General features: G+C 68.8%; 16 protein-coding genes, 1 tRNA gene, 1 pseudogene and 1 other annotated feature. Of the genes and pseudogenes, 6 read left to right on the top strand and 12 right to left on the bottom strand.

Annotation, left to right across the window (positions count from 1 at the left end):
- The first annotated feature begins 180 nt into the window (after positions 1–180).
- A complete protein-coding gene (locus VV01_RS23385; protein ID WP_157508847.1) occupies positions 181–1,674 on the top strand; it encodes a P-loop ATPase, Sll1717 family in 1,494 nt (497 codons plus the stop codon).
- A 7-nt stretch (positions 1,675–1,681) separates the two neighbouring features.
- Entirely contained in the window at positions 1,682–2,494 is an 813-nt protein-coding gene (locus tag VV01_RS23380) for a hypothetical protein (RefSeq protein WP_157508846.1), read from the top strand.
- Positions 2,495–2,572: 78 nt separating this feature from the next.
- Here VV01_RS23380 and VV01_RS14210 read toward each other — a convergent pair whose 3' ends face one another.
- A complete protein-coding gene (locus tag VV01_RS14210; protein WP_050670451.1) occupies positions 2,573–3,790 on the bottom strand; it encodes an IS256 family transposase in 1,218 nt (405 codons plus the stop codon).
- A 17-nt stretch (positions 3,791–3,807) separates the two neighbouring features.
- Here VV01_RS14210 and VV01_RS14200 point away from each other — a divergent pair.
- A protein-coding gene (locus VV01_RS14200) for an IS3 family transposase (protein WP_157508676.1) occupies positions 3,808–5,051 on the top strand; the annotation gives its coding sequence in 2 pieces (ribosomal slippage) (positions 3,808–4,096 and positions 4,096–5,051; 1,245 coding nt in all).
- Positions 4,095–4,223, top strand: a sequence feature (AL1L pseudoknot). Its footprint overlaps the gene before it by 129 nt.
- Positions 5,052–5,331: 280 nt before the next feature.
- On the opposite strand, the gene VV01_RS14195 is transcribed toward VV01_RS14200, so the two are convergent.
- From VV01_RS14195 to VV01_RS14180, 4 genes and pseudogenes are all read right to left on the bottom strand, one after another.
- Entirely contained in the window at positions 5,332–5,691 is a 360-nt protein-coding gene (locus tag VV01_RS14195) for a DUF488 domain-containing protein (protein ID WP_050670450.1), read from the bottom strand.
- Between the two features lie 107 nt (positions 5,692–5,798).
- Positions 5,799–5,871 (bottom strand) — tRNA-Ala (locus VV01_RS14190).
- Positions 5,872–6,030: 159 nt separating this feature from the next.
- On the bottom strand, positions 6,031–6,366 hold the full coding sequence (locus VV01_RS14185) for a hypothetical protein (RefSeq protein WP_050670449.1): 336 nt from the start codon (positions 6,364–6,366) through the stop codon (positions 6,031–6,033).
- A 43-nt stretch (positions 6,367–6,409) separates the two neighbouring features.
- Positions 6,410–7,746 (bottom strand): annotated as a pseudogene (locus VV01_RS14180) (amino acid permease).
- Positions 7,747–7,876: 130 nt separating this feature from the next.
- Here VV01_RS14180 and VV01_RS14175 point away from each other — a divergent pair.
- Positions 7,877–8,359 carry a PH domain-containing protein gene (locus tag VV01_RS14175; protein ID WP_050670448.1) on the top strand — a complete coding sequence of 161 codons (483 nt, stop codon included), beginning with the start codon at positions 7,877–7,879 and terminating at the stop codon, positions 8,357–8,359.
- Positions 8,356–9,939: a PH domain-containing protein gene (locus VV01_RS14170; RefSeq protein WP_050670447.1), complete on the top strand. Its 1,584-nt coding sequence runs from the start codon at positions 8,356–8,358 to the stop codon at positions 9,937–9,939. The genes VV01_RS14175 and VV01_RS14170 overlap by 4 nt, the downstream gene beginning before the upstream one ends.
- 489 nt (positions 9,940–10,428) lie before the next feature.
- Here the strand turns inward: VV01_RS14170 and VV01_RS14165 are convergent, their stop codons facing one another.
- Positions 10,429–12,021, bottom strand: a complete 1,593-nt coding sequence (locus VV01_RS14165; protein WP_050671950.1) for a dolichyl-phosphate-mannose--protein mannosyltransferase — start codon at positions 12,019–12,021, stop codon at positions 10,429–10,431.
- A 223-nt stretch (positions 12,022–12,244) separates the two neighbouring features.
- Here VV01_RS14165 and rsmI point away from each other — a divergent pair, with 223 nt between their 5' ends.
- Entirely contained in the window at positions 12,245–13,072 is an 828-nt protein-coding gene (gene rsmI, locus VV01_RS14160) for a 16S rRNA (cytidine(1402)-2'-O)-methyltransferase (protein ID WP_050670446.1), read from the top strand.
- A gap of 3 nt (positions 13,073–13,075) precedes the next feature.
- Here rsmI and mnhG read toward each other — a convergent pair whose 3' ends face one another.
- Genes mnhG through VV01_RS14130 form a run of 6 tightly spaced genes read right to left on the bottom strand, consistent with a single transcriptional unit; the run spans position 13,076 to position 19,295 of the window.
- Entirely contained in the window at positions 13,076–13,414 is a 339-nt protein-coding gene (mnhG, locus tag VV01_RS14155; RefSeq protein ID WP_050670445.1) for a monovalent cation/H(+) antiporter subunit G, read from the bottom strand.
- Complete coding sequence (locus tag VV01_RS14150) at positions 13,411–13,758, bottom strand: monovalent cation/H+ antiporter complex subunit F (RefSeq protein ID WP_050670444.1); 348 nt, start codon at positions 13,756–13,758, stop codon at positions 13,411–13,413. The genes mnhG and VV01_RS14150 overlap by 4 nt, the downstream gene beginning before the upstream one ends.
- The gene (locus VV01_RS14145) at positions 13,755–14,303 is read right to left on the bottom strand and encodes a Na+/H+ antiporter subunit E (protein ID WP_197275049.1); all 549 of its coding nucleotides are present in this window, start codon (positions 14,301–14,303) and stop codon (positions 13,755–13,757) included. Before VV01_RS14145 ends, VV01_RS14150 begins: the two co-directional genes overlap by 4 nt.
- A complete protein-coding gene (locus VV01_RS14140; RefSeq protein ID WP_050670443.1) occupies positions 14,300–15,856 on the bottom strand; it encodes a Na+/H+ antiporter subunit D in 1,557 nt (518 codons plus the stop codon). Before VV01_RS14140 ends, VV01_RS14145 begins: the two co-directional genes overlap by 4 nt.
- A complete protein-coding gene (locus tag VV01_RS14135; RefSeq protein WP_050670442.1) occupies positions 15,853–16,380 on the bottom strand; it encodes a Na(+)/H(+) antiporter subunit C in 528 nt (175 codons plus the stop codon). The genes VV01_RS14140 and VV01_RS14135 overlap by 4 nt, the downstream gene beginning before the upstream one ends.
- Complete coding sequence (locus VV01_RS14130; protein WP_231635241.1) at positions 16,377–19,295, bottom strand: Na+/H+ antiporter subunit A; 2,919 nt, start codon at positions 19,293–19,295, stop codon at positions 16,377–16,379. The genes VV01_RS14135 and VV01_RS14130 overlap by 4 nt, the downstream gene beginning before the upstream one ends.
- Positions 19,296–19,384 lie beyond the last annotated feature (89 nt).

Below are 19,384 nucleotides of genomic sequence, written 5' to 3'. Positions count from 1 at the left end.
GGGGAACACCGGTTGCGCGCCTGGTCCTCAATCCCGATGCTCGGCTGAGGTCTGGGGTTTGGCCACTCACTTGGGGCCGGGCTCGACCGAACCGCTGTGGTCTAATACCTCACATTAGTGGCGACGTCGACCGGTCGGCCGCGCAAGTCGAGGGCGGGCTGTCGTTGAGATGGTTGGGGGATGATGATGCGTCCAAATTTCGCGGACCTCTACTTCGGCAAGAGTGATTCTGTCCACGAAGCCCTCGAGCGCCGTGACGAGTTCATGCGCAGCTACGTCGACTTGGATGGTGCCGTCGGCCAGGTCGTTTCTGGCGAAAAGACGCTTATCCTGGGTCCGAAGGGTACTGGAAAATCGGCCCTCGGCGTCTACATCGAGAAGGGCAGCGGGGAGGTACACTTTGCACGAATGCGGAACGCCTCGTCGCTTCCCCTCGCCGAGATTCCACAACTCGACACGGGCCAGGATCCGGGCGCAGCCAGGACGTACAATGCGTGGAAGTTCATCCTTCTCGCAAGCTACTTAGATGTAGCGTTAACCGACTCATCGGTTCAAGTCCCGTCGCTCCGCGAGATTCGACGGGTCGTCCGGACGCTTCGGGATGCCGGTTTTATTGGGGATGGTTCCGGCCAAGTACTGCTGGGAGTAAGCAAAGCATCATACTCGCTCGAAACCGCGCAAATGGGCGCGCTATTTCGAAACGAGGGAGGTCGTCCTCTCAATATTTTCACTCTGACTCCCCATCTAGAAAAATGGGCGAAGTCCCTTCGGTCTAAACGCCGACACATCCTGCTTCTGGACGGCCTCGATTCGATTTTCCTGAATGATTCGCGGTACGACGAATCGATATCCGCACTCGTTCAGGCAGCGCATGACTTGAATCTGGGATTCAAGCAGCACAGCGCAACGGGGACAATTGTGCTTCTGTTGCGCAACGATATCTTCTCGAGAGTATCTTCTCGCCTTCCCGATGCCCATAAGATGCGTGATTTCGCGTACGATCTAGATTGGAGAATTCTATCCGGGGCCGCAGGGGAGTCGGCGCCTCTCGTACGCCTAATAAACCGGAAGGCAGGTCAGGAACGTGGCGGAGAGATCGACTTCCTGTCGTACTTTCCTCGGCGAATAGAATTGGGCAGAAGTCGGCGCGGACGCCGTACGACGCCGAGGCTGAAGTATCTTCTCAATCTAACGCGCCACACGCCCCGTGATATGTTGCAGTTATTGGAATATATTCGGCGGGTCGAAGAGGCTCAGGGGCGACCTTCTGGTGGTAGCACGATTGCCGACAGGGTCGTTCGAGAGGGTGTTCTGCAGTATTCGACAAAGTATTTTGTGGATGCCGTACGCGGTGAATTTGCGGGGTATGAAGGCGGTCCGAGTGAAACGGAAGCCGCGCTGAGGGCCCTTAAGCTGATGGAAGGTTCGAAGTTCACGCGCACAGACTTTCGCGCGGCGATTGCGCGAGACACGCCGGGACTAGAGGCGAAATCAGACTCCCTTCTCAAGCTTTTCTTCTATGCGGGCGCGGTTGGTAATTTATTTGACAACGGGGGCGAGCGCTACATGGTCTTCTACCATCGCCGTGATGACGTCGACTTGAAAACTCAGGGATCCCTCGTCCTGCATAACGCACTTACTCATGCGTGGTCGAGGAAGTTCGGCCTAAGGTGACGAAGTTGTGTTAGATCGTCTGTCTGGTCTCGCGTACGAGTTTCGGTATATGCGCGCGTCCGTTCTTGTCGGCGCCGTTATCGTCGCCTTCGGTGCGCTGGCCTATTGCGCTCGACCAGAGGCGCGCGGTCCAATATTCGGCGCGCGCCTGGAGGAACTTGTTAGTGCAATTGGCAAGCCCGGGGTCTGGGTCGCCGCGTTGTTTGCGGTTGTCCTTGTTGGTGGTTGGTGGTGTGACTTCGCGGTAGCGACGCTCTCATGCATCTTACGTCTAGCGCTTCGAGGTATTCCGTTCGACCAGCAGGTGAGTTCCTGGGGTGTCTTGGAGCGAGTGCGATGCCCGTTGGCACGTCGCGATGTAGCGATCCTCCAGCGGAAGATGGAGGGCATTTCTCGATATCAGGATCTCGATTTTGAAGATCGAGCCTTTGCGTTCAGGATGTTTTTGAGGGATTGTATGCAATGGTCGCGCGGCGAGATATTCTCCTTGGGGGATGAAGTTGGGGAGACCTCTCTGATTCGGCGACTGACTGACGTCCGATTGTCGTGCGGTTTGATTCCGTGGATGCCGCTGTTCTTCATTGCGCTTGCCCTGAATGTGCGCGCTGAACATGGAGGGATCCGAGTGGCGTTGTTCGCTGGGGCGGGGATAGTGTTATTCGTGTTGCTAGGCACTCTTCTCGTTGAGGTACGTGCAGCGTCGGCGCAGATTGTTCATGCGGCCGCTTCGAATACCGAGCTAGAGCGCTGCGCAGGGGCAGCAGTTGATGCCAGTAGAGACCCTCTGGACATTGAGCGTGCGCTTGACGAAATTGGTTGAGGGTTTGGCGCGAAACGCTGAGGAGTGGGTCAAGTCCCTCGTGGTGGTGTAGCGCTGCGTTCTCCTCTTGCTTGGGGTTTAGGCGGTCAGTGCGGGTAGGTCGTTCACTCCTGTGTCGGGTTCGGTGGTGGGGATGATGGTGATGCGGCAGCGGGCCAGGAGGTCCAGTCCGAGGTAGCGGCGGCCTTCGGCCCATTCGTCGGTCTGCTCGGCCAGGACTGCGCCGACCAGGCGCACGATCGCGGCGCGGGTGGGGAAGATCCCGACGGCGTCGGTGCGGCGGCGGATCTCGCGGTTGAGGCGTTCGGCGGGGTTGTTGGACCAGATCTGGGTCCACACGTCCTTGGGGAACGCGGTGAACGCGAGGATGTCCTCGCGGGCGTCACCGAGGTGGGCGGCGACCTCGGGCAGCTTCTCGGCGGTGTACTCGATGAGCCGGTCGAACTGGGCCTGGACGGCGTCGGCGTCGGGTTGGTCGTAGACGCTGTGCAGCATCGCCTTGACCGCCGGCCACATCGATTTCGGTGTCACTGACATGAGGTTCGCGGCGTAGTGGGTGCGGCAGCGTTGCCAGGTGGCACCGGGCAGGTTCGCTGCGACGGCTTCGACCAGGCCGCGGTGGGCATCGGAGGTGACCAGCCGTACCCCGGTCAGGCCGCGCGCGGTCAGGTCGGCGAAGAACTCATTCCACGCCGCACCGGTCTCCGCGGTCGCTACCCGCAGGCCCAGGACCTCGCGGTGCCCGTCGTCGTTGACGCCGGTCGCGATCAGCACCACGGCGTTGATGACCCGGCCGCCCTCGCGGACCTTCATCGTCAGCGCGTCCGCGGCCACGAACGTGAATGGTCCCGCCTCACCGAGGGGTCGGTGCCGGAAGGAGTCGACGTGCTCATCCAGCTCGGTCGCCATCCTGGAGACCTGCGACTTGGACAACCCGTCGATCCCCAAGGTCTTGACGAGCTTGTCCATGCGGCGGGTGGACACCCCGGCGAGGTAGCAGTCCGCGACGACGGTGATCAAAGCGGACTCCGCCCGCTTCCTGCGTTCCAGCAGCCACTCCGGGAAGTAGGTCCCGGTGCGCAGCTTGGGGACCGCGACATCGATCGTGCCGACCCGGGTATCCAGGTCCCGGTGCCGGTACCCGTTACGTTGCGCCGTGCGGGCCGGTGAGGGGCGGCCGTACTCGGCGCCCACGACCGCGTCAGCGTCCGCGGACAGCAACGCGTTGATGACCTGCTGCAACAACGAACGCATCAGATCCGGGGTGAACCGCCCCGGGATGTCCGGAGACTTCATTACTGGAGGATGAAGTCATGGCACGTCCCTCGAAGTACCCGCGTGAGCTGCGGGAGCGTGCGGTCCGGATGGTGACGGAGTCAGTCGCCGCCGGCGAGTACACCAGCGAGTTCGAAGCGATCCGCACGATCGCGGCTCGACTGGGCATCGGGTCTCCCGAGACCCTGCGTAAGTGGGTTCGCCAGGCCCAGGTCGATGGCGGGACCCGACCGGGTCGCACGACCCAGGAGCTGGAGGAGATCCGGGCGTTGAAGAAGGAGAACGCCGAGCTGCGCCGGGCGAACGAGATCTTGAAGTCAGCGTCGGCTTTCTTCGCGGCGGAGCTCGACCGCCCACCCAGGTACTGACCGAGTTCATCGACACTCATCGTGAGGAGTTCGGGGTCGAGCCGATCTGTCGAGTGCTGTGCGAGCACGGCGTCAAGATCGCCCCGTCGACGTACTACGAGGCCCGCGATCGGGCGCCCTCAGCGCGGACGCTGCGCGATGCGCAGGTCGGCGAGCTGATCCGGTCCGCGCGTCAGCAGCGGTTCGTGACCCGGTTCGGTGCGCGCAAGATGTGGTTGCACCTGCGCAGGCAGGGCCATGACGTGGCCCGGTGCACCGTGGAGCGAGTGATGGCCGCGAACGGCTGGCAGGGCGCACTGCGGGGCAAGCAGGTGCGGACCACCATCGCTGACCCGCGCGATGCCCGAGCGGCGGATCTGGTCCAGCGAGACTTCACCGCCTCGGCCCCGAACCGGCTGTGGGTCGCTGACTTCACCTATGTCGCGACCTGGTCCGGGACCGTCTACGTCGCGTTCGTCATCGACGTCTACTCCCGGATGATCGTCGGCTGGCGCGCGGCCACCAGCATGAGCACCCAGCTGGTGCTGGACACCCTCGAGCACGCGATCTGGTCACGCCGCCAGCACGGCGTGGACGACCTGACCGGGCTGGTGCACCACACCGACGCCGGCAGCCAGTACACCTCTTTCGCCTTCACTACCAGGCTGATTGACGCCGGCGTGGACGCATCAGTGGGTTCGGTGGGCGACGCCTACGACAACGCGATGGCTGAGTCCCAGATCGGCGCGTACAAGACCGAGCTGATCCGTCCCGACGGGCCGTGGCGCGATGTCGAGCACGTCGAGCTCGACACCCTGCAGTGGGTCCACTGGTTCAACCACGACCGACCCCACGAGTCCATCGACGACCTGACACCCATCGAGGTCGAATCAGCCCACTACGCTGCACGAAACCGTCTCATCCCGTCCGGGTAGAGACACAACACGAAGTGTCCGGAAACCCCGGGGCGGTTCAGGGAGGCCTCGGACAGGGCTTCACCCAGCAGGCCGCCAGGGTCGACAATGTGTGGTGCGGTCATCGTGATGACTCCATTCGAGAGTGCTGTGAGAGGTTCACTCGAAGGATCACGCGGTGGCCGCACCCACGTCCACGACCAACTCGTCAACGATGGCCAGCGACCGCGCTACACCACTATCAGGGACTCAACTGAGGAGTGTGCTCGCTCATCTGTGGCTACCGCGCAAGAGCCAATTCTCAGGGTCCGTTGAGCAGGTCGGCCAGGACGGCGAGGTGGCTCCGGTCGAGCTCGTTGGTCGCGGTCACCAGCGTGACCGGCCCCTCGTCGGCTTGCCGTCGTAGGTCGTCGAGAGCCGCCGCGCGCTCGGGCGCGGCCAGCTCGTGCTCGTACCTGCGGCGGAACTCCTTGAACCGCTCCGGCTCGTGGCCGTACCACCGGCGCAGGTCGTTCGACGGCGCGACCTCCTTGACCCACTCGTCGATGCGCGGGTCGTCCTTGCGGATGCCGCGCGGCCAGAGGCGGTCGACGAGGAGGCGCCGGCCGTCGTCAGCCGTGCGGTCGTCGTACACCCGAGCCGTCCTGATCGATCCCGTCATCCCGCCACGATAGGGCGCCCACGAGCACGGTCCCCCGCGCTGCACGCACGGCTGACAGAGACGAAGCCCGCCGGACCGTGTGGTCCGACGGGCTTCGTCGATGCTAGTGGAGCTGAGGGGATTCGAACCCCTGACCTTCTCATTGCGAACGAGACGCGCTACCAACTGCGCCACAGCCCCAGAGCGGGAGCAACGATAACACCGCCCCAGCGCCAACCTGAAACCGGCGTCGTGTGGCGCTTGCGCCGGCTGACGCGAGCACCTCGCGACGCCCCGATGACCTCGGCCGCGCTCGACCTGCAGGACGGGCGTTCGCGAGGAGGTCACGCCATCGCGGGGCTACATGCAGAAGGCCGACGGCGTTGCGAACATGTAGATCACCACCAACGCGCTCATGGTGATCGATGCTGACGCCAGCATGATCCAGACGGGGTTGCGGAACCATGCGGCACCAGCGACGAACGGAACGACCCACAGGAGCGCGGCCCCGATGACGATCCATCCGCCGGTCATGTCGACCTGTGGGTCAGCGGTGTGCACGCCGCACCGGGTGTCCGCTGCAGCGAACCAGCCGATGGCGACTGCCCATCCGGCGAGCACCGTCCAGCCGACAAGGACCGCAATGACGGTCGACCACAGCACGACGCGGCGCGCGGAGGGATGAGGTTCGTTCATGGCGCCATCGTCGGTGCGAGGCGTCGGTCGCGGATGCGCAGTACTACTCAGCCGGGGCGTACGCCGGCGTCCTCGGGCTCAGGACCGGTCGGCGTACGCCGTGCTTGAGGACTCCGGCGGCGACGATCACGGCCGCCACCGCGATCGACAGCCACAGCTCGAGGCGCTGACCGTCACGGATCGCCATCGTCACGAGCACCGCGACGATGAACGCGATCGTCACCCAGGTCAGCCCGGGGTAGGCCCACATGCGTACGGGTGGCGTGCGGCCCTCGGCGTCGAGCTGGCGGCGCATCCGCAGCTGTGAGGCGGCGATCACGATGTAGACGAACAGTGGATCGCACCCGAGCTGGCGAGCAGGTAGCCGAAGATCTTGTCGGGCAGGAGGTAGTTGCCGAGGACGCCGAGGAAGCCGACCAGCGTGCTCATCACGATCGCCCAGGCGGGTACGCCGCGCGAGGTCGTCGTCGACCAGGCGCGCGGCGCGTCACCACGGGTCGACAGCGAGAACGCCATCCGTGAGGCGGTGTAGAGCGCGGAGTTCAGGCAGGACGCGACCGCCGTGAGGACGACCAGGTCGAGCACGGTCGACAGCCCGCCGAGGCCCATCTGGTCGAGCGCGAACTGGTACGAACCCTTCTCGACCAGGCCGGGTGCCTTCCAGCTGACCAGGGCGACCACCACGAAGATCGAGCCCAGGTAGAACAGGCTGATCCGCCAGATCACCGAGTTGACCGCCTTGCGGATGCCGCCGACCGGGTCGGGCGACTCGGCCGCCGCGATCGTCACGATCTCGGTGCCCATGAACGTGAACATCGTCGTGAGCATGGCCGCGACGATGCCGCCGACGCCGCCCGGCATGAAGCCGTCCGACCACAGGTGCGAGACGCCCGAGGTGTGGGAGCCGGGCAGCGCCCCGAGGACCGCGAGCAGACCGATGACGATGAACGCGACGATCGCGACCACCTTGATGAGCGCGAACCAGAACTCGAACTCGCCGTAGTTGCCGACGCTGAACAGGTTGGTCACCATCAGCAGGCCCGTGATGAGCAGCGCGAACACCCACTGCGGCCAGTCGGTCCACGACGACAGGATGGACGCGCCCGCCGTCGCCTCGACCGGGATCACGACCACCCAGAACCACCAGTACAACCAGCCGATCGAGAAGCCCGCCCACCGACCGAGGGCGCGGTCGGCGTACGTCGAGAACGACCCGGTGTCGGGGTGTGCCGTCGCCATCTCGCCGAGCATCCGCATCACGAGGACGACGAGCGTGCCCGCGAGGGCGTAGGAGATGAGCACGGACGGCCCGGCGAGCTGGATCGCGCTCGCGGACCCGACGAACAGGCCGGCGCCGATGACGCCGGCCAGCGAGATCATGGTGACGTGGCGGGGTTTGAGGCCACTGCCGAGCTGGTTGGACATCTCGTCAGAGTGGCACGCGGCGCAGCCTCGGATGCGGTTGCCGCGCCTGCGAATCCGCGGTGGGGGTGCGTGAGAAGGTGAGGCCATGGACCTGCGTGAGCCCGCCCATCGTGTGAGCCCGCGCGCCCGGGCGTACTGGGCGACGTCGTCGGGTCTCGGCTGGTTGGTGCTGCTCGGCGTGCAGGTCGTCGCACTCGTGCTGGTCGACGAACGCCGCTGGTGGCAGTGGGCGTTGATCGCGCTGACCGTGGTGCTCGCGGTCAGCGGGCTGCTCGTCGTCCCCGCGTGGCGCTATCGCGTGCACCGGTGGGAGGTCTCGCCGACCGCTGTCTACACCCAGCGCGGGTGGGTCACCCAGGAGCGGCGCATCGCCCCGATCTCGCGCGTGCAGACCGTCGACACCGAGCGCGGCCCGTTGGCCCAGCTGTTCGGGTTGTCGACCGTCACGGTCACGACGGCGTCGTCCGCCGGGGCGCTGCGGATCGAGGGCCTCGACCGCGACGTGGCGGCTCAGCTCGTGCACGACCTCACCGTCGTCACCGACCGCACCCAGGACGACGCGACGTGAGCAGCCCGTACGACGGTGGCCGGCCCGGGGGAGAGCCGGCGGCGTACGACGGCGGCCCGCCCGCGCCCCTGGATGCGCCCGATGCCGACGAGTGGCGCCGCCTCAGCACCCGCATGATGCTCGTGCACCCGGTCAAGGAGCTCATCCGGTTCCTGCCCGCCGTGATCGGCCTGCTCATCGCCGGCTCCACCAGCAACGGCGGCCAGTGGTGGTGGGGTCTGATCGGTACGGCCTTCGCGATCGGCCTCGGTCTGCTGCGCTGGTTCACGACGCGCTACCGGTTCAGCGACGAGCAGGTCCAGCTGCGGCACGGCCTGCTGAGTCGTACGACCAAGACCGCGCCGATCGACCGGGTCCGCACCGTCGACGTCACGGCCTCGCCGCTGCATCGCCTGCTCGGGCTCGCCGAGGTCAAGATCGGTACGGCGGCGGCCACCGACGACAACGAGCTCGCCCTCGACGGCCTCACCACGGCCGAGGCGGCCGCACTGCGCGGTGACCTGCTGCACCGCAGACGCGGGGTGGCCGGCGGGGAGAGCCGGCCGGCCGGCGTACCCGACGAATCTGCTTCAGAACCAACGGCTTTCGAGGAGGAGATCGTTCGTCTCGACCCGCGGTGGATCCGGTTCGCGCCGTTCGGGCCGAGCGGCGTCATCGCGGCCGCGGCGATCCTCGGTGTCGGGTTCCAGGTGCTCAACGAGATCGGGTTCGACCCCGACGAGAACGCCGCCGTTCGCGAAGGACTCGACCAGGCCGAGCGCATCGGTGTCTGGATCGCGGTGCTGCTGCTCGTGATCGGCGTCGCCGCGCTGGTGGTGCTGCTCTCGCTCGCGGGCTATGTGCTGCTCTACTGGGGCTTCCGGCTCACCCGGCACGCGCAGGGCGGCACTCTGCACGTCAGCCGCGGGTTGCTGACGACGCGCGCGATCACGTTGGAGGAGAAACGGATTCGCGGGGTCGAGCTGAGCGAGTCGCTCGCGTTGAGATCGGTCGGCGGCGCGCGGCTGTCGGCGATCACCACCGGCCTCAAGGGCAGCGACGACAAGGCGTTGAGCTCGCTGCTCGTGCCGCCGGCGCCGCGCGTGGTCGCCGCTGATGTCGCCGATCGGGTGCTGCGAGCAGCCGGCACGTTGGCCGTGCCGTTGCGCAGCCACGGGCCTGCTGCGGCGCGGCGCCGCTACACCCGGGCTCTCACCGGGGGCCTGGCCGTGGCGGCGGTCGTCGCTGTCGCCGGCTACCTGGTGCACCCGGCGCTCGCGCTGCTGGCCGTCCTGCCGGTGTTCGCGGCGCTGCTGCTGGCCGCTGACCGCGTGCGCTCGCTGGGGCACCAGGTGACCGACCGCTACCTCGTGGCGCGCTCGGGCAGTCTCGTGCGCGGCACGGAGGTCATCGAGCGCAGCGGCGTCATCGGCGTCACCATGCGTCGCTCGTACTTCCAGCGCCGCGCCGGCGTCGCCACCCTGACCGTCGCGACGGCTGCGGGAGCGGAGCGGTACGAGGTGCTCGACGTGCCGTACGACGCGTCCGCTGACCTCGCCGAGGCGCTGCTGCCGGGTCACCTGGACACCTTCCGCCAGTAGCGCTGGTTGAGCCGGACCGGAGCGGGTCTCGATACGGCTCGTTCCTCGCCTACGCGACCCACGTAGCGGAGGTCCTGTCGAGACCCGGTGCCGCACAGGGAGACTCGGCCGTCCGCGGTCGCGGCGGTTTCGACACGGTCTCGCCCCTCCACCCCACGAAGTTCTCCGCTCGTTCCTCGCTCCGATACTTCGCGGGGACCCCGGAAGGGGCTCGCCCGGCTCAACCAGCGGCGGCGGGCTCAACCAGCGGTGGCTCGGCTCGCGCTGGACGGGCCTCGATACGCGCCTCCGCACGCTCCGGCGCTCCTCGACCCACGTCGTCTGCTCGACCAGCGATGGTCTTCGGCGAAAGGTGGCGGGCCGCACACGTATGGATGTGCTGCTCGCCAACTTTCGCCGGGGGTTGGTCCACCACACGAACCAGTGCACACTGCGCGTCGAACAGGGGTGCCGACCAGCGGCCCGCCCGGCGCGACCGGCGTACGGGCACTAGATCCAGCTGGGGAACCACATGTGGGCGTTCCACTGCTGGTACGGGATCACCTGCGCGGTGTAGATCGGCCACCAGAACACGAAGAACGCGACGGCGAGCGCGACATAACCGCCGACGACGGCCCGTCCGACCTTGCGCCGGTGCGGGCTCGCATCAGCGCCGCCCAGCACCAGGCCGCAGACGTAGACCACGGCGAGGACGACGTACGGGGCGAAGGCCACCGCGTAGAACGTGAAGATCGTGCGCTCCTGGTACATGAACCAGGGCAACCAGCCGGCCGCGATGCCGCCGAGGATCGCGGCGGCCCGCCAGTCGCGACGCAGCAGCCACGCGAACAGCAGCACGGCGAGCGCGGCGGTCGCGACCCACCAGATCGAGACGTTGCCGAGCGAGGTGATCGCCTTGCTGCACGCGTCGACGTCGCAGCCCTCCTGACCGCGCTTGGGGCTCTCGTAGAAGTACGACGTGGGCCGGCCCTGGATCATCCACGACCACGGGTTGCTCATGTAGTCGTGCTTGGAGGTGATGCTCGCGGCCGAGTTGTACATCTCGGTGTGGTACTTCCACAGCGAGCGCATCGAGTCGGGCATCCACGAGAACAGCGAGCTGTCGGCGGCGAGGCCGTTGTCCTTGACGGCCGGGTTGTCCTGCGCCCAGTGGCGGTCGTAGCCGTCGGTGGAGCGGAACCAGCCGGTCCAGGTGACCAGGTAGGTCACGAGCGTCAGCCCGACCATCGTGACGGCCGCGGGGATCGCGTCCTTGATGAACGTCGCCGACACCCACCGGCGTACGCCGACCGCTCGACGGGCGCCGAGGTCCCACCAGACCGTCATGAGACCGAACGCCACGAGGTAGAAGCCGACCGACCACTTGGTGCCCATGCCGAGGCCGAGGCAGATGCCGGCGACCCAGCGCCACGGACGCAACCCGAGCCGCGGCCCGGCGAGCAGGGAGGAGCCGGTGAACGTGCCGCCGTCGCGCATCACGGCGACCTTGTCGGCCAGGCGGACGCGGGCCCAGTCGCGGTCGGCGAGGATCGCGACGAACGCCGCGAGCGCCCAGAACATCACGATGCCGTCGAGGATGCCGACGCGCGAGTGAACGAACTCCATGCCCTCGACGGCGAGCAGCAGCGAGGCGACGGTCGCGAGGAACGCCGACCGGAACAGGTGCCAGGCCGCGCGACCGACCAGGAAGATCGCGATCGTGCCGAGCAGCGCGACCGCGAACCGCCACCCGAACGAGTCGTCGATCCCGAACATCTTCTCGCCGAGGCCGATGAGCCACTTGCCGACGGGAGGGTGGACGACCAGGTCGCCCTCGGTGCCGTACGCGAGGCCGGGCGTGCCGTTGGTGAACAGCGCGTCGGGCGACTTCACGTCGGACGGCACGCGCATCTCGGTGCCGGACCGGATCATCGACCAGCCCTGCTTGACGTAGTAGGTCTCGTCGAAGACCAGCTGGTGGGGACGCCCGAGATCCCAGAACCGCAGGACGCCGCCGATGACGGTGACGATGGCCGGGCCGAGCCAGGCCCACAGCTTTTCCTGGGCCGTCCGCGGCCTGCCGAGCAGTCGACGGCGCAGCATCGCGCGGGTCGCGCTGGGCGCAGCGGCGGGATCGGGTGCGGCGGGGGTCGGCGAGTCGACCTCGTCGCGCAGCGCGGTGCTGGCCACGCACCCTCCTCGTACAGGCTCGTCGTCAGTGCCGTCCTGACACCCTGGGTGAGGTTAACCGAGAGACCTGGTCGCTGCGTGGGCCTCGCCCAGACCAGCGGCGCGGTCGTCGTACGAGGCGTGCCAGGCTGGCGCCATGACCGGAACCCTCGTCCTCGCGGCCACCCCGATCGGCGACCCTGCGGACGCCGCGCCCCGGCTGGGGCGTGAGATCGCGGGGGCCGACGTCGTCGCCGCCGAGGACACCCGGCGTACGCGCCGCCTGTGCGACGCACTCGGGGTGGTTCCCGGTGGCGAGGTGCTCAGCTATCACGAGCACAACGAGGCGTCGCGGACGCCGGTGCTGCTCGAGCGGCTGCGCAGCGGTCAGCGCGTGGTGCTCGTGACCGACGCGGGGATGCCGTCGGTGTCCGACCCGGGCTACCGACTGGTGGCCGCCTGCGTCGAGGCCGACATCCCCGTGACCTGCGTGCCCGGGCCGAGCGCGGTGCTGATGGCGCTCGCGGTGTCGGGTCTGCCGGTGGACCGGTTCTGCTTCGAGGGGTTCCTGCCGCGCAAGGGCGGTGAGCGGCGCCGGGTGCTCGCCGACGTCGCGACCGAGCGCCGCACGATGGTGTTCTTCGAGGCGCCGCACCGACTGGCCGACACGTTGAGCGCGATGGCCGAGGCGTTCGGCGCCGACCGGCGCGCGGCGGTCTGCCGTGAGCTGACCAAGACCTACGAGGAGGTACGCCGGGGGCCGCTCGCCGAGCTCGCCGAGTGGGCGGTCAAGGGCGCACGAGGTGAGATCACGGTGGTCGTCGCGGGAGCCGAGCCGGTCACGCGCAGCCTCGACGACGTCGTACCGATGATCGTGCAGCGGGCTGCTGCGGGGGAGCGGCTCAGGGACGTCTGCGCCGAGGTCGCGGGTGAGACGGGCCTGTCGAAGAAGGCGTTGTACGACGCCGCCCTCGCCGCCCGTTGACCGTCAGTCGGTCGAGTCGTCGGGCGTGAGCCGCACCTTGGCCTGCTCGACGCCGCCCGTGCGGTAGGCCGCGCGGCCGACCATGTGGCCGGCGACCGGCACCGTCAGCAGCTGGAAGGCGCCGATCAGCACGAGCATGCCGACGTCCAGACCCGACCGGATCCGCAGTCCGACACCGATGAGCACGAGCAGGACGCCGAGCACCTGAGGCTTGGTGGCGGCGTGCATGCGGGTCAGCAGGTCGGGGAACCGCAGCAGCCCGATCGCGGCGCACAGGCACAGCACGGCTCCGGCCGTGAGGCAGGCGAGGCCTACGACATCGGCGACCTGGGTCCAGCTCATGCCGACCTCCCCGGGTCGTCGGAGTCGTGCGGGTCGAGGACGCGACCGGCCGGCTCGCCACTGCCGTCGGCCGGCACGTCGCGGTCGCGGGCGACGAAGCGGGCGACCGCGACCGCCCCGACGAACCCGACCAGCGACAGCGAGATCAGGATCGGCAGGGTCGTGCTGTGCCGCGTCAGGGCCGCCTCGGCGCCGAGCGCGCAGACCACGATCGACACCAGCACGTCGGTGCCGATCGCGCGGTCGAGCACGCTCGGGCCGCGCACGACCCGCACGAGCGCGAGCAGGGCTGCGAGGGTCAGGAGGGCGCCGATGACGGCGAACGTCCACCCGGTGGCGCTCATGCGGACGCTCCTGAGTCGGTCGAGGCGGTCGCACCACGGCCGCACGACGGGTCGGTGGCGAGGGCGCGCAGCACCCGGCGTTCCTGGGCGAGGACCTCGCGTTGCACCCGGCGCGCGCCGTCGACGTCGTGGACCCCGAGCGCGTGGATGGTGAGGACGCCCGCGGTGGGGTCGAGGTCGATGACGACGGTGCCCGGCACGAGAGCGACCATCTCGGCGGTCACGGTCTGCAGCAGCTCGTCTCGGCCGCGCAGCTCGACGTCGAACACCACGCCGCGCACCGGTGGTCCCGGTCGGACCGTCAACCAGGCGACGTGCACGGAGGCGCGGACGAGGTCGTACACGAAGTGGCCGATCAGCAGCAGCAGCGGCCACGGGCGCACGGTCACGCCGACGACGAGCCGGGGCAGCGGGAACACCATCAGGATCACGAACCCGAGCGCGAGGCCGCCGAGCACGTTCGCCCAGGAGACGTTGCCCCACAGCAGCACCCAGACCACGGTGAGCCAGAGCAGCGGGAACAGATGGACGCGTCGGCGGATCACGGCGACCACCCCTGGGCCGCGGCGTCATCACCGAGGACGGCACGCACGTACGTCGTCCGGTCGAGCAGGTCGGCCGCGGCGCGGTCGGTGATGTGGAACAGCGGCCCGGCGATGACGGTCAGGCCGACGCCGACCGCCACGAGCACCGTGGTCGGCATGACGACGCCGTACGCCAGTGCAGAGTCCTGGTCGTGCGTCGCCTCGTCGGGGACGGCCTCGGCCGGCGCCCGCCAGAAGGCGCGGCCCCAGACCCGGCTGACGGCGTACAGGGTGAGCAGGCTGGTGACGGCCGAGCCCGCGAGCAGCAGGTAGGCCAGGGGCGTGCCGAGGTCGGCGCCGGCCTGCATCAGGCCGACCTTGCCGAGGAAGCCCGAGAACGGCGGGATGCCGGCGAGGTTGAGCGCGGGGATGAAGAACAGCACGCCGAGCAGCGGAGCCGAGCCCGCGAGACCGCCGAGCCGGCTGAGCGAGGTGGAGCCGCCGAAGCGTTCGATCAGGCCGGCCACCAGGAACAGCGTCGTCTGGATCGCGATGTGGTGGACGACGTAGAAGATCGCCGAGGAGTAGCCCTGCTCGGAGTCGATGGCGATCCCGAACAGCATGTAGCCGATGTGGCTGACGAGCGTGAAGGACAGCATGCGCTTGATGTCGTCCTGCGCCACGGCGCCGAGGATGCCGATCAGCATCGTGAGCAGCGCCGCCCACAGCAGCAGGGTGTTGAGGCGTCCGTCGGGGAACAGCAGCGTCTGGGTGCGCAGCATCGCGTAGACGCCGACCTTGGTGAGCAGGCCGGCGAACACCGCGGTCACCGGGGCCGGCGCGGTGGGGTAGGAGTCCGGCAGCCAGCCCGACATCGGGAACACCGCCGCCTTGATCGCGAACCCGAGCAGCAGCAACGAGTGCAGTGCAAGCGAGGTGCCGGACGGCAGGGCGTCCAGACGCTGGGCGAGGATCGCGAGGTTGACCGTGCCGGTCGAGGTGTAGATCAGCGCGATCGCGACGAGGAACACCAGCGACGACAGCAGCGAGACGTAGGCGTAGGAGATGCCGGCGCGGACACGGTCGGCGGTGCCGCCGAGCGTCAGCAGCACGAAGCTCGCCGCGAGCAGCATCTCGAAGCCGACGTAGAGGTGGAACAGGTCGCTCGACACGAACGTGGTCGAGACGCCCGCTGTCAGCACCAGCAGCGTCGGGTGGAAGATCGGCAGCGGCGCCTCGCCGTCGTCCTCCTCGTCGAACGCCGATCGCCCCTGGCCCACGGAGTACCTCAGCACGGCGAGGATCACCGCCGAGGACACGATCAGCATCAGCGCCGAGAGCCGGTCGGCGACCAGGGTGATGCCCTCGGCCGGCGGCCAGCCGCCGGCGTGGACGACCTGCGGCCCGCGCTGGTCGGTCGCCCACAGCAGTCCGATCGACGCGGCGAGCACGAGCGTGACGACGGTGAGGCTGGTGAGGCGCTGGACCTTCTGGTGGCCCGCCGCCGCGAGGGTGATGCCGGCGCCGACGAGCGGCAGGATCACCGGCAGGGGTACGAGCGTGGCGAGGTTCATCGGCCGCCCCCGTCGTCGGTGGGCTCGGCCGGGGCGTCCCGTTCGTCGAGCTCGTCGTCGTACGTCGCCGGCCCGTCGGGGACGGGGCGGCCGTCGGGCGACGGCGCGAGGGGTTCGTCCTCGGGCCGCTCGGGTGAGGCGAAGTCGCTCTCGGACATGTCGTTGTCGACGGCGCGCCGCTGGATACGAGCGTCCTCGAGGTCGTCGGCAAGCACGTCGGTCTTGGACAGCTGCCACGAGCGGTGGGCCAGCGCCAGCATGAACGCGGTCATGCCGAGGCCGATGACGATCGCGGTGAGGACCATCGCCTGGGGGAGCGGGTCGCTCATGCGGGCACCGTCGTTCTTGCCGACGATCGGGGCGCGCCCCGCGTCACCGCTGGCGACCAGGAACAGGATGTTGGCGCCGTTGCTGAGCAGCATGAAACCGATCAGCGCACGCACGACCGACCGGGCGAGCAGCAGGTAGACCCCGGTCGCGAACAGGCCGGCCACCACGAGCAGGAGCACGATGTTGGGTGTCATGGCCGGGCCTCCTCGTGCAGGGTCGGCTGGGCGCTCGGGTCGTCGGCGTCCCTCTCGATCTGGGCGTCGAGGCGAGCACCGAGCGCCCACAGGATGTCGAGCATCAGGCCGATGACGACGAGGTAGACGCCGACGTCGAAGAACACCGACGTCACCAGGTGGACCTCGCCCAGCAGGGGCGGGTGCAGGTCGAAGCTCCAGCTCTGCAGCGGGTCGCCGCCCGCGAGCATGGCGCCGAGCCCGACACCGGCCGACAGGAACAGGCCGGCGCCCATCAGCAGACCGGGCATGACGGGCGCCGCGGCGAGCAGCTCGTCGCGCGAGCCGGCGAGGTAGCGGACCGCCAGGGCCAGACCGCAGACCAGGCCGGCAGCGAATCCGCCGCCCGGGTGGTTGTGGCCGGAGAAGAGGAGGTAGAGCGACCACACGATCATCGTGTGGAAGATCAGCCGCGTCACGACCTCGAACAGCGTCGAACGGCGCTCGGGGCGCACCAGGCCACCTTCGGCGAGCCAGCGGCTGCCGCTGCCCTCGGCCCCACCCACCTCGGTGTACGACGACCGCCGCTCCCACGAGGAACGCACCAACCGGCGGGACCGGGCGTGGGCGTCGCCGCCGAGGAAGATCAGGCTCGCGACACCGGTGGCGGCGACGAGCACGACGGACAGCTCGCCCATGGTGTCCCAGGCGCGTACGTCGACCAGGATGACGTTGACGATGTTGTGACCGCCGCCGTACTCGACGGCGCTGCGGGGCAGGTCGGACGCCGCGGGCGGCTGGGTGCGTACGGCCGCCGCGGTCAGGGCGAGCCCGGCCGTCACGGCACCGACGCCGATGCCGAGCAGCGCGCGCCACCGGCGTACGGCGGGGCTCGGGTCGTCGGGGAACTTGCCGGACAGGCGGCGCAGCACCAGCACGAACACCACGAGCGCGACCGTCTCGACGAGGATCTGGGTGAGCGCGAGGTCGGGTGCACCGTGCAGCAGGAACAGCATCGAGGTGCCGTAGCCGGTGACCCCGAGCAGGAACACCGCGCGCAGGCGGCGTCGGGCTCGGGCCGCGGCGATCGCGGCGACGACCACGACCGCGCCGACGGCGGGCTGGGCGAGGTTGTCCCACCAGCGCACCTCGTCGGGCCAGGTGACGCCGCCCCAGATGAGCTGGCTGCCGGGCAGCACGATGAACACGGTGAAGATCAGACCGAGCGACAGCGGCAGCGAACCCCGCTGGAACGCACCCGTGACCTCCAGCGAGGCGCGGTCGAGCGAGCGCATGAGCAGGCGGTAGGTCTGCTCGGCGGAGTACGCGTGGGGCAGGCGCGCCTGCCCGGCCTCGACCGCAGTGCGTGCGGCGAACAGGCACGAGCCGGCCGCCCAGGTGAGCACCGAGAGCAGCAGCGCGAGGTTGAACCCGTGCCAGCCGCCGAGGTGGACGGCGTGTGAGGGGGGCGGCCACTGCTCGGCGTACGGCGCGAGGAGCGGCTCGATCCAGGTGGCCGCCAGGCCGGCGACCAGACCGCTGACGCCCAGGACGACCGGGATGACCGTGAGCCACGGGCCGCGCTCGAACACCTCGGTGACGGGCTTGCCGGGCGCTCCCGCGAACGCACCCCACAGGAAGCGGGCGGTGTAGGCGAAGGTGAGCACCGAGCCGAGGACGAGCACGACGAGCAGGACGACGTCGGCGGTGGCCGAGCCGGTGGGGCCCTCGTGGTGCTGCGGTCCGAGCAGGAACGCCCCGAACGCCGCCTCCTTGCCGAAGAACCCGAGCAGCGGTGGCAGGCCGGCCATCGACATACCGGCGAGGCAGGCGGCGCCCGCGAGCAGTGGCATCCGCGAGCCGAGGCCGTTGAGCTCGCGCAGGTCACGGGTGCCGGTGCGGCAGTCGATCGCCCCGACCGTGAGGAACAGCGTCGACTTGAACAGCGCGTGCGACAGCAGCAGCCCGACCCCCGCGAGCGCCGCGCCCCGGCCGCCCGCGCCGATGACCATCGAGATGAACCCGAGCTGGCTGACCGTGCCGTACGCGAGCAGCAGCTTGAGGTCGACCTGCCGCAGCGCTCGCCACGCCCCGAGCAGCATCGTGGCCCCGCCGAGGGAGAGCACCGTGACCTGCCAGGCCCGCAGGTCGGCGTACGCCGGGGCGAACCGGGCGATGAGGTAGATGCCGGCCTTCACCATGGCGGCGGCGTGCAGGTAGGCGCTGACCGGGGTGGGCGCGGCCATCGCGCCGGGCAGCCAGAAGTGGAACGGCACGAGCGCCGACTTGGAGATGCCGCCGATCAGCAGCAGCACGACCGCGGTGGTGACGGCGGTGCCGCTCGGGGGCGAGGCGAGGATCTCGCTGATGCGGTAGGTGCCCGCGCTCTGCCCGATGATGATGAGCCCGACGAGCATCGCGAGCCCGCCCGCGGTGGTCACGACCAGCGCCTGGGTCGCGGCCGAGCGGCTGTCGTGGCTGGTGGTCTTGTGCCCGATCAGGAGGTAGGACAGCACCGTCGTGGCTTCCCAGAACAGGTAGAGCACGAGCATGTCGTCGGTGGTGACCAGGCCGAGCATCGCGCCGGCGAACCCGGTGAGGCAGCCCGCGAACCGGCCGAGCCCGGGGGAGTCGTCCTCGAAGTAGGACGAGCAGTAGATCAGGATCAGCGCGCCGACCGCCCCGACGATGATCGTCATCAGCCAGCTGAGCGTGTCGAGCGTGAACGTGAGGTTCATGCCGAGCGAGGGCACCCACGAGATCGCCTCGCTCGGACCGTGACCGTCCTGGACGGCGCCGGTGCGGGTGAGCGCCCAGACCGCGCTCGCGGCCGGGGCCAGTGCGAGGACGCCGAACGCGCGGCGACCCAGCGCGCGTACGAGCAGAGGGGCCGCGACGGCGGCAGCGCCGTGGACGAGGAGCAGCGCGATGATCATGCGGCCTCCGCGTCGTCGTCCGGCGTGGCCCTGAAGGCGTCCGGGCAGGGCGGTGCCACGGCAGATACCTCAAGGGATGGTCAGCCCCA

Origin of the sequence: Luteipulveratus halotolerans, assembly GCF_001247745.1 — a bacterium.
Taxonomy (GTDB): Bacteria; Actinomycetota; Actinomycetes; order Actinomycetales; family Dermatophilaceae; genus Luteipulveratus; species Luteipulveratus halotolerans.
The sequence above is the reverse complement of the archived record's forward strand: the minus strand, read 5'-3'. Positions and strand labels throughout refer to the sequence as shown.